Source organism: Ruegeria sp. TASC047 (assembly GCF_059612445.1).
Window position 1 is genome coordinate 1 of sequence record NZ_JBXWQP010000009.1, and the last position, 10,444, is coordinate 10,444.

At 55.4% G+C, this 10,444-nt stretch carries 7 protein-coding genes; 3 read left to right on the plus strand and 4 right to left on the minus strand.

The features are described from left to right. On the plus strand, positions 1–1,029 hold a 1,029-nt coding region (locus tag AC2FLO_RS01060), incomplete at its 5' end, for a M24 family metallopeptidase (RefSeq protein ID WP_496755205.1). A 276-nt stretch (positions 1,030–1,305) separates the two neighbouring features. Continuing rightward, entirely contained in the window at positions 1,306–3,285 is a 1,980-nt protein-coding gene (locus AC2FLO_RS01065) for a bifunctional 2',3'-cyclic-nucleotide 2'-phosphodiesterase/3'-nucleotidase (protein ID WP_496755207.1), read from the plus strand. Positions 3,286–3,995: 710 nt separating this feature from the next. On the opposite strand, the gene pbfA is transcribed toward AC2FLO_RS01065, so the two are convergent. The 4 genes from pbfA to AC2FLO_RS01085 all read right to left on the minus strand — a co-directional run bounded on the left by pbfA (position 3,996) and on the right by AC2FLO_RS01085 (position 9,372). After that, a complete protein-coding gene (pbfA, locus tag AC2FLO_RS01070) occupies positions 3,996–5,348 on the minus strand; it encodes a (R)-1-hydroxy-2-aminoethylphosphonate ammonia-lyase (RefSeq protein WP_496755209.1) in 1,353 nt (450 codons plus the stop codon). Between the two features lie 106 nt (positions 5,349–5,454). Further along, the gene (gene phnY, locus AC2FLO_RS01075) at positions 5,455–6,918 is read right to left on the minus strand and encodes a phosphonoacetaldehyde dehydrogenase (RefSeq protein ID WP_480588735.1); all 1,464 of its coding nucleotides are present in this window, start codon (positions 6,916–6,918) and stop codon (positions 5,455–5,457) included. Between the two features lie 3 nt (positions 6,919–6,921). Further along, a complete protein-coding gene (gene phnA, locus AC2FLO_RS01080) occupies positions 6,922–8,166 on the minus strand; it encodes a phosphonoacetate hydrolase (protein WP_267365552.1) in 1,245 nt (414 codons plus the stop codon). 18 nt (positions 8,167–8,184) lie between these two features. Further along, on the minus strand, positions 8,185–9,372 hold the full coding sequence (locus AC2FLO_RS01085) for a 2-aminoethylphosphonate--pyruvate transaminase (protein ID WP_496755211.1): 1,188 nt from the start codon (positions 9,370–9,372) through the stop codon (positions 8,185–8,187). Between the two features lie 120 nt (positions 9,373–9,492). Between AC2FLO_RS01085 and AC2FLO_RS01090 the strand changes: the two genes are divergently transcribed. Further along, positions 9,493–10,383, plus strand: a complete 891-nt coding sequence (locus tag AC2FLO_RS01090) for a LysR substrate-binding domain-containing protein (RefSeq protein ID WP_496755213.1) — start codon at positions 9,493–9,495, stop codon at positions 10,381–10,383. Positions 10,384–10,444 lie beyond the last annotated feature (61 nt).

The window sequence follows — 10,444 nt, forward strand, 5'->3', positions numbered from 1 at the left end:
TTCGGTCTCTTGTTTGCCATTCGTGGTCCTCCGTTTCCTAAACATAACGGTGGACCAGTTCAGTTGGGGAGGCTCAAACCCGCTGCCATTGTTCCAAATCTGGAACTTGGCTCGTGGGATCAACTAAGGTTCGAAGGAGCGGTATTCGATTGGCGGGATGAGGCGGGTTACAAAGGGGCTTTCACCGCTTTGGCGAACCACCTGAGCATCGCGTCCCTTGCAGTTGAAGGACAGGTCATGCGTGTTTTTGTCTCTGACGCGCTGACCGAAGCTATGCCTGGGTTACAAATAACTGATGCGGAACACCAAATCTCGAACCTGCGACTGATCAAGTCCAGCAAGGATGTGGCCTCCATGCAAGCTGCGATCACCATCTCGGAACGTGCGCTTGAGTGGGTTATCGGAACGGTACACGCAGGTCAGACCGAGAAACAGATCGAACAGGATTTGATCCAGGCTATGTTTGCCGAAGGTGCCGATTCACTGGCCTTTACACCGATTGTGGTCGCTGCCGACAACTCGGCCCGACCACATGGGAAAGCGCGTATGGATTATCGGATTCAAACCGGCGACGCGCTGCTCTTTGACTTTGGCGCGCGCAAGGATGGATTTGTCGCGGATATCACGCGAACCTTTTTCGTTGGCGAAGTCTCAGATGAGGGCAAGGCTGTCTACGAAACTGTATTGCGAGCAAATCAGATGGGTCTGAACGTGTGTCGCCCCGGTGTGACGGCCCATGATATCGATGATGCAGTCATCGGCGTTCTTGAAGCATCCCCTTTCGCCAATCGCATCCGCACCAAGACAGGCCACGGATTGGGTCGGGATGTGCACGAGGCTCCATATATCATGCGCGGAAACAACCAGGTAATGCGCGCAGGCATGGTCTGGACCAACGAACCGGGTCTGTATGACCTGGGCAATTTCGGGGTCCGTATTGAAGATGACGTCTTGGTCACAGAAGACGGGTGCCAATCACTGACCAGTTTCCCGAAAGAGCTTATTGTCCTGGGGGCGGAACGTCGATAACCGGGCTGTCCCAGCCACACGGTTGGGGTCAGTGAATGGCAGCCAACATGATGCGGGTTGGATATGTCGCAAAGCACTGATTGTGAGGCATTGTCTTGGCAATCGCAGGGCACGGGTTCCCCTTCTACCACGTCTTATCAAGTACAGGAAGTTGGGCTATTGTACCTAGCATTACGCCTACACATGACGCGTCTAAAGCGCTGGCAACCGGTTTCATATGGATGTTGCGAATTACAGGCAAAAAGACGCGTTGACCACAAACCTGAAAGGTGACCCATGTCTTTCTCAAGCCGTTCTTCAATTTCGCGACGCCGCTTCCTTGCCACGACAACCGCTGGTGCGGCGGCAATTACCCTGCACCCGTTTTCGGTGGCAGCGGCCGGTAATCAGGCGCATCTGCGCATCATGGAAACCACCGATATCCATGTCCATGTGTTTCCTTATGATTACTATGCGGACAAACCCCGCGACACGGTGGGCCTGTCCCGCACAGCGTCGATCATCAACGAAATCCGATCTGAGGCGACAAACTCGATTTTGGTGGACAACGGCGATTTTCTGCAAGGCAATCCGATGGGCGACTACATCGCTTACGAGCGCGGCATGAAGGACGGCGACAGCCATCCCATCATCACGGCCTTCAATACGGTCGGGTATGATGCCGCGACGCTGGGCAATCACGAGTTCAACTACGGTCTGGATTTCCTGAACAAGGCTTTGGCCGGTGCCGAGTTCCCTGTTGTTCTGGCCAACGTCGCCAAGGAAAAAGGTGCGAACCCGCGTGACGACAAGACCCTTGTTCAGGCGTATGCCATTCTCGACCGTGAAATCGAGATGGGCGACGGCACCAAACATCCGATCAGGATAGGTGTCATCGGTTTTACCCCGCCACAAATCGTGAACTGGGACCGCAGGCACCTAGAGGGCAATGTTCAGGCCCGCGATATCGTCGAGACGGCTCAGGCCTATGTGCCCGAGATGAAGGAACAGGGATGTGACCTGATCATCGCCCTGTCGCATTCGGGGATCGGGGGGGCCGATCATGAGGACGGCATGGAAAACGCATCGGTGGTTCTGGCAGGGGTCGACGGGATCGACGCGCTGGTCACCGGCCACAATCACCTGGTTTTCCCGTCACCGACATTTGCTGACCGCCCCGGGATCGATGTGGAAAAAGGCACGCTGATGGGCAAACCTGCCGTCATGGGCGGTTTCTGGGGGTCGCATCTTGGCCTGCTGGACCTGCTTTTGGAACGGGACGGCAATGAATGGCGCGTCGTTACCACAACCTCCGAGGCGCGCCCGATATCCAAACGTAACGAAGATCGATCAATCACCGCTCTGGTCGAAGATGATCAGAAGGTTCTGGAATCGGTTGCGAAAGCTCATGAAGAAACGCTGGCCTATGTTCGGCGCGCGGTCGGCAAGACCTCGGCCCCACTGCACAGCTATTTTGCGTTGGTCGCGGATGATCCGTCCGTGCAGATCGTCTCGATCGCGCAGAAATGGTACGTCGAAGACATGCTGAAAGGCACCGAGCATGAAGGGCTGCCGATCCTGTCTGCGGCAGCACCGTTCAAGGCTGGTGGCCGCGGCGGTCCGGAGTATTACACCGATGTCCCGGTCGGGGACGTTGCCATCAAGAACGTGGCCGATCTGTACCTCTATCCAAACACGGTCCGCGCTGTTCGCGTGAACGGGGCGCAGGTGCGTGGCTGGCTGGAACGCTCGGCCGGTATGTTCAATCAGGTCGAAGCTGGGTCCAAGGATGCGATCCTTCTGAACCCCGAGTTCCCGTCGTACAATTTCGACGTGATGGACGGTGTGACCTATCAGATCGACCTGTCGCAACCGTCGCGCTTTGGACCAAAGGGTGAAGAGGTGAACCCCGATGCAGCCCGGATCGTGAACCTTGCCTTCAATGGGGCCCCTGTCACGAATGACATGGAATTCATCATTGCCACCAACAATTACCGTGCATCCGGTGGTGGCGCGTTCCCGGGCGCAATGGGCGACACGATCGTGTTCGAAGCACCGGACACCAACCGCGACGTCATTGTGCGCTACATTGTCGAACAGGGCACAATCGATCCCAAAGCGGATGCCAACTGGTCGTTTTCACCGTTGGCGGACACCACGGTGTTGTTCGAGACGGGTCCAAAAGCCCGCGACTATATGGGCGACGTCAAAGGTGTGGCAATCGAGGACGCCGGGGAAGGCGCCGACGGTTTCGCAGCCTTCCGCATTAAGCTCTGATCCGAAAGAAATGTCGCAACGATAACCTGACCCGCCACCTTGGTAACTCGGTGGCGGGTTTGCGCTGAACACCCGTACAGCTCGAAGGCATCTGCCCCTGCAGAGTCAGATGCTACATTTTCAATTGGCGTTCCCGACAAGCGTCGTGGCGGCAGGTCATAGAACTTAGCGAACCGTTGGATCGCCAAATGAACTTCTGCGCTCCCAGATCTGTCAAAGAAGCTGAAAGGGTGAAGGCAGGGGCAAGTTGGTGAAATCTGTATTCAAGGATCTCGCGGCAAAGGGAGATTGAATATCCTATGGCAGGAAAAAAGTAATCGCCTGCTGAACGGCATCTTGTTTCTCAGTTTTTTGCAAAGACGACGGACTGCGATCTGTAGAGCACAGCAATAAAAGGTCTTTCAGCTTCTGAATGACATTCGATACCATGAAAGACTCCGCTCTGTTGATTTTGAGTTCCTGTAATCACGTCAGTTTGTTCAGTCTCATTTGTACCAGAGGCCGAATTGAAGATTTTGCCTTTCCCGTTACTTTCGTCAGCGTTTGAAGCCTGAGTGCAGTTGGATATTACAACGCCATCGGCCAATTCCAAATTCTATTGTACGCCGTGCGCCATCGAACTCGTTGTCTTACATCGCGCTTTGGGGTCTTCGTCGCTGTCTCGGCTAGCCTCTTATTACGAACTGGCGAGTTTTGACTGATCCGACGTGTCAACTCTCGGCCTTGATAGCAGCGATCACAATGTCGATTGCGTGGTCCAGATCCGATTGCGAGATGGTCAGCGGCGGCGACAGTGTCAGAACGCACCCCTGACTGATCTTATAGCTCAAACCGGCCTCCAGACAGGCGTAGTAAATCCGTTCGGCACGCGCATTGCCCGGTATCTTTTCAACGCGATCATCAACGATTTCGACCCCGAACATCAAACCCCTTCCCCGGATGTCTCCGACGGTGGGTACGTTCTGAAGTTCGTCCATCAGACGACCAATTGCGTGCTCGCCCAGCATGGCCGACCGATGAACCAACCCCTCATCTTCGATGATCTGAAGTGTTGTCAAAGCGGCCCGCGCGGTGACCGGGTTCTTTTCGTGTGTGTAATGACCAATGGCAAAATCCCCGCAGACATCCAATTGTTTGCGGGCAACACAAGCGGCAATGGGCAGGATACCACCGCCAAGCGCTTTTCCAAGCGTCACAATGTCGGGAATGATCTCGTCATGTTCAAAGGCGAACATCCTGCCGGTTTTGCCAAGGCCGGTCGGGATTTCATCCATGATCAAAAGCGCGCCGTGACGATTGCACGCCTCGCGCACGGATTTCCAAAACCCCGGCGGTGGTACATAGGGCACCGCGCGCATCGGTTCGGCTATGACTGCGGCCACATCTCCTTCACGCTCCAGAACATATTCGACCATTTTCGCGCAGGCTAACCCGCAGGTTTCCGGTCCCGCGTGATTGTATGGGCAACGGTAGCAGGCGAAGGGCGCGACATGTTCAGTGCCCGACAAGAGGGGACCCGCGATATGACTGCGGAACGTCGCCTCGCCACCGACGCTTGCGGCGCCGAAGCCCGCACCGTGGAAGGCATCCCAGAAGCTGATTGTTTTGAACCGACCGGTCGCGGCACGCGCGATCTTGAGGGCAACCTCGTTGGCGTCAGAGCCGCCAGTGGTAAAGAGCATCTTCCCCAGATCGCCAGGCACGATATCTGCCAGTTTTTCTGCCAAATCCACTGCCGGGTCATTGGTAAAGCGGCGGGGTGCAAAAGGAAGATCATCAAGCTGCGCTTTGATGGCGGCTATCAGACGCGGGTGCCCATAGCCTATGTGGTGCACCGAGTTGCCATGGAAATCCATGTACCGGCGACCCTCCATATCCTCGATCCAGATCCCCTCGGCCTTTGCAATAGTGCTGACGCAGGGTGATGACAGAGATTGATGCAGGAACACATCCGCATCGCGTTTGAGCAGAGGTGCCGACTTCGGCCCCATGGACTTTCGCAACCATGCCTTGCGCGCTTCGGATGTGTTTGATTCCCCTTCCGTGTGGACAATCTGTGGCATGACCGCTCCTCATTTCTGTCATCAAAAGATGCGGGCCCCGGAAGGCCCGCCAGTATCAGGGAGGATTTGAAGCGTCCTTCCCGTCTGTGGGGAAAGGACGCAAGGTTTAGTTGGGCCAGGGCAGCGAATAGGTTTTGACGTTGGTGAAGAACTTCATCGCCTCGATAACGCCCTCTTTCACCCCGTTTCCGCTGTCCTTGATGCCGCCAAAGGGTGACATTTCAATGCGGTAACCCGGCTGTTCCCAGATGTTGCAGGTGCCGACATTCAACCCGTTGATAAAGGCGATGGCCCTGTTCAGGTCATTGGTGCATACCCCCGAAGACAGGCCGAACTCGGTCGAATTCGAGATCGCCATCACCTCTTCGTCGTTGTCTGGCACGCGTACGATTGGCACGATAGGACCGAAAGTTTCTTCCATCACCAGCTCGCTGTCATGGGGAACCTTGTCGACGACGATAGGCGGCAGCAATGCGCCCTGACGGCCCGGGTGATACAGGATTTCTGCACCCTCTTTCTCAGCCTGCAGAACGCGGTTCTCGAATATCTCCGCGGCTTTGTCGTGGATCACGCACCCCAGCTCGGTTTCGGGGTCTTGCGGATCGCCGAATTTGATCTTCTTGGCCTTCTCCAGAACCAGCGGCACAAACTTGTCGGCCACACTTTCCTGCACGAGGATGCGCTTGACTGCCGTACACCGCTGACCGGAGTTTCCGGTCGCACCCGCCACTGCGATTGTTGCGGCTTTGTCCAAATCCGCATCGCTGAGGTCATTCAGAACGATCAGAGGATCGTTACCCCCAAGTTCCAGCGCCTGCCGCTTGTAGACGCCTTTCTCAGCGATCAACTTGCCCACCGGCACACCCCCGGTGAAGGTGATGATGTCGATATGTTCATTGGTGATCATCTCACCGCCAATGTCAGCCGGCCAGCCGGTCACCACTTGGAACATCTCGTGCGGCAGGCCTGCCTCGTAAAGTATGTCGGCCAATGTCAGCGCGGTCAGCGGCGTCAGTTCGGTAGGTTTGCAAACCATGCAATTGTTGGTCGCAATCGATGGCGCGATTTTGTGGCTGACCATATTCAAAGGGTGATTGAACGGAGTGATCGCACTGATTGCTTTCACCGGCTCTCGGGTGGTGAAAATCTTGCGGGCTTTGCCATTGTGGGTCAGATCGCAGGAAAAGATCTCGCCATCGTCCTTTAGCGCCTCAGCCGCCGCAAACTGATAAACATCCTGTGCGCGTTTGGTTTCGTAGATCGCATGCTGGTGGCAGATGCCCAGCTCCAACGTCAGCCATTTCGCAAGATAATCGCGTTTTTTACCGATCAGCTCGCCTGCGCGCTGCAAAATCTGGCTGCGCTCGTACCGGGTCAGTCTAGGTTTGTAATTCGCCGCGATTTCGAAAGCCCTGCGTGCGTGTTCTGCGGTGCCAGCGGGAACATGGCCCACAACTTCGTTTGTGTACGGGTAGAGAACGGGAATGGTTTTCTCGGTAAAGACGATCTCGCCACCGATCCGCATTCCTTCGTTACGAACTTCGAATTTCGACATGGTTTGGTCTTTCATGGCTTACTGTGCCGCCGCTGTAGTTGCGTAGAAAAAGGCATCAAAGTTGCGCAGCACGGGTTGGTTTGGCAGGTCGATGACACGGTTCACGATGAAGGGAACTTCTTGTTCCGTCAAACCACCATGGCTGCGCAGGGGCTCTTTGAGCGCTGCCAGATCGTGGCGATGCTCGGACGTTCCGATGCAGATGTTTTCGCCAGAAACCATTACAATGTCGCCAATCCGGTCACCGGGCAATTCGAACCGTTCAATGGCCTGAGCCTTGGTCAGCACATGGGTGATCCCGTCGGTCGCCTTGAGTTTGGCAATGATGTCGCTCTGATCCGCGCCATCCGGCAGATATGCGGTCGCGAACGAACCCAGTGCACCATGATGCACGACATAGGGGTCAGTGATCGGAAGGATGACTCGTGCCGCATCCTTGCCCAGCCATTCGTCCATCAGGTCCTGCACATAAACGACCGAAGGGGATCCATCTGCCAGGTGCTTAGGCTTCATGCCATGATCAGCCGTCACCACGATGGCGGCCCCCAATGCGTCCAACTCGCCGAGATAGCGGTCGAACATGGCGTAGAAATCAAGTGCGCCCTTTTGATCGGGTGCAAACTTGTGCTGGATATAGTCGGTAGTCGACAAATACATGACGTCGGGCTTGAACTCTTTCAGCAGCTTGACGCCAGCAGCAAAAACGAATTCCGACAGCTCGGCCGAGTATACCTCGGGCACATCCATGCCCAGCCACTTGCTGGCGTTGTCGATGCCATGTTCCTCAAGCGTTGTTTCGCCCGAACGCTCAGAAGAGAATGCAACCGCCCTGCCCTCGTCAAACTTCAGCCCGGCACCAAGCAGCGCGCGAAGCTTGTCCTTGGCGGTTACCATCGCCACCCGGAAACCTGCATCATAGAACTGCGAGAAGATGGTCGGCGCGCGCAGGAAGCGGACATCGTTCATCATCACCTCTTCACCGGTGTCGGGATCGATAAGGTAGTTGCCGCAGATTCCATGCACGATCGGCGGACGCCCGGTGGCAATCGAAAGATTGTTGGGGTTGGTGAACGACGGGATAACAGAATGCGCCAGACGGTCTGTACCTTCCTCCCGCATCCGTTTGAGGTTGGGCATCAGCCCTTTCGCGATCGCCACGTCGAGGTATTCAGGTTCACATCCATCAAGGCAGATGGCAATTGCGGGCACTTTGGGCGTCGGGTAGACGCGCTCATTTGCTTCGACAGGGGTTTGAATGGTCATCTGTGTTTTCCTTGATTTTTATGCGGCCAACTTGGCGCGTTCTTCCAGTGCCCGGAGAGGAGGCGCAGCGCTTGTCACGCCCATTTCTTCCAGAGATTCTTTTGCAGCGATCACAACTTTATGCATGACATCTTCGTCCATCTGGCCGATGCAACCGACGCGGAAACTGTCGACGACAGTCAGTTTGCCCGGGTAGATAATGAACCCTTTTTCCTTCATCCGGTTGTAGAACTGATCGAAAACGAAATTCTCATCAGCCGGGCAGAAGAAGGTGACGATGATCGGGCTCAACCAACGATTATCCAGCAGCGTCTCGAAACCCAGTTCCCGCATGCCCGCGACCATGACGTCCCGGTTGCGGGTATAGCGGGCGCCGCGACCTGCAACACCGCCTTCGGCAGTGTGCGCCCGAAGTGCCTCGATGAAGGCCGCAACCACATGCGTCGGCGGGGTAAACCGCCACTGTCCCGTTTTGTTCATATGCGCCCACTGCGCATACACATCCAGAGACAGCGAATGACTGTTGCCTTTTGCGGCTTCCAGCTCGGTCTTGCGCGCCACGATGAACCCGAAACCCGGAACGCCCTCGATGCATTTGTTCGCCGAAGACACCATGGCCTCGTAACGGATATCAGTGGGTTTGAGCTCAATCGCTCCAAAGGCGGACATCGAGTCAATCAAGAGCTTGCGCCCGGCGGCATATGTGACCTCCGAAATCTCTTCGACCGGGTTCAGGATGCCCGAGCTGGTTTCGCAGTGAATGGCGACGACATGCGTGATGTCCGGGTCATCCGCGAGAATGCGCGCGACCTCATCACCCCTCGGCGGTAGGTAATCGCCTTTGTCCAACACAACATGATCACGACCCAGGTACTGCAACGTCTGGGCCGAACGCTGCCCATAAGCACCATTTGCCAATACCAACGCCTTTCCGTCTCGCGGAATAAAGGATGCCAGCATCGCCTCGACGGAAAACGATCCGCTGCCTTGCATCGGTACGCAATCGAACGCGTCGGCACCCTCGCCAAGCAGGTTCAGCAGGCTTGACCGCACCTCCCGCGTCATGGCGCGGAAATCATCGTCCCAGCTACCCCAGTCACGTAACATTGCCTCTTTGACCGCGTAGGACGTTGTCAAAGGACCGGGCGTCAAAAGGTAGGGTTCACCAAGGCGCGGTTGCTCTAATTTTGGTTTGGATGGCGTCATTACCAGGCTCCAGAACAGCGTTTTCAGGAACACAATTGCAGCAACGCTTGCTATATGTGAAATTGCAATTATCAATCTAATCATAAGCGCAGCCTATGAACGCATCTACAGGGAACTGCCATGCGACACAGCCAGTTGAAAGCCTTTCATTACGTGGCCAAACATGGGGGATTTTCCCGTGCGGCAGAGGCTTTGTATCTGACCCAGCCAGCGATTTCCGAGCAGGTCCGAAAACTGGAACAGGATCACGACCTGCTGCTGTTCCAGCGTGAACGAAAACGCGTGAACCTGACGCCCGAAGGCGAACAGCTTTACAGATTCACAAAACAATATTTCGAGATCGAAGATCAGATTGAGGATTACCTCTCTGAAACCAAAGCCGCGATCGATGGTGAATTAAGGATTATTGCCGATTCAGCGCATCACATGACGTCTTTTCTGGGTTCGTTCCAAAAGAAATATCCGAAAATCACGATCACTGTGCGATCCGGCAACACCGAAGAAATCCTGGAAGAGCTTCGGTCTTACAATGCTGAGATCGGCGTTGTAGGCAGCCTGTCTCCTGGCAAGGACATGGACGTATTGAATTTGGGGTCCACTGAAATTGTGGCCTTTGCTGGCCAGGGTGTGATTTTGGCATCCAAACCCACCCTGACCCTGGAAGAGCTGGCCGAGTTGCCCCTGATTTTCAGAGAGCACGGGTCAAAAACACGCGAGAAACTGGAAGAAGCCGCCGAGAAACAAGGTATCAGGTTAAACCCGGCGATTGTTGCTGAAGGCCGAGAAGCCGTTCGCGAACTTGTTGCCTCGGGTGCAGGTATCGGTTTTGTTTCTCAGGCGGAATATGGGCACGATGATCGATTGCGGCAAATCAAATTGAAGGGCGTGAATCTGCAAATGGGTGAGAGCATGATTTCCCTTTCCCAGCGTCGTGACGTCAAGATCATACGTGCGTTTATGGATTTTGCGGAGCGGGTGCATAAGGAAAAGGAAACCCCCGCAGATATGTGATCTGCGGGGATATTGAGTTTTTGTGTGGATTACCTGCTGCGCCAGGCCTGTGTGCGGGCCA

Coding starts and splice junctions, on each gene's coding strand:
- AC2FLO_RS01090 (WP_496755213.1), top strand. CDS start 9,493: ATGCGACACAGCCAGTTGAAAGCCTTTCATTACGTGGCCAAACATGGG.
- AC2FLO_RS01065 (WP_496755207.1), top strand. CDS start 1,306: ATGTCTTTCTCAAGCCGTTCTTCAATTTCGCGACGCCGCTTCCTTGCC.
- pbfA (WP_496755209.1), bottom strand. CDS start 5,348: ATGCCACAGATTGTCCACACGGAAGGGGAATCAAACACATCCGAAGCG.
- phnA (WP_267365552.1), bottom strand. CDS start 8,166: ATGACCATTCAAACCCCTGTCGAAGCAAATGAGCGCGTCTACCCGACG.
- phnY (WP_480588735.1), bottom strand. CDS start 6,918: ATGAAAGACCAAACCATGTCGAAATTCGAAGTTCGTAACGAAGGAATG.
- AC2FLO_RS01085 (WP_496755211.1), bottom strand. CDS start 9,372: ATGACGCCATCCAAACCAAAATTAGAGCAACCGCGCCTTGGTGAACCC.